The organism is Mesorhizobium sp. M7A.F.Ca.MR.362.00.0.0, from assembly GCF_004023175.1.
In the GTDB taxonomy this organism is placed as follows: Bacteria; Pseudomonadota; Alphaproteobacteria; order Rhizobiales; family Rhizobiaceae; genus Mesorhizobium.
Genome location: NZ_RZTF01001204.1, coordinates 1 through 221, shown reverse-complemented (window position 1 = coordinate 221; position 221 = coordinate 1). Strand labels below are relative to the sequence as shown.

Genomic DNA, 221 nt, shown 5'->3' with positions numbered 1-221 from the left:
ATAGTTTTTTCAACAAAGAAATTGTTGAGCGGACAATTCTTGGGCTCCGCGGTACCAATCTTATGCAACAACATCTTAATACAATTATCGATTATTCCCTGTATTGGCTGATAAGCATTGAAGAGTATTATCAAACATTTAGTGATCGCAGATTTATTGAGGGAATTTATCCGAAAATGGTATCCCTGCTGCAATATTGTGAATCCCAAACGAATGAACAC

The 221-nt window shown here is 36.2% G+C and carries 1 pseudogene; it reads left to right on the top strand.

Features of this window, described 5'->3' with window-relative positions:
• A pseudogene (locus EOC06_RS41335) lies at nucleotides 1-221 on the top strand (alpha-rhamnosidase); the annotation flags it as partial.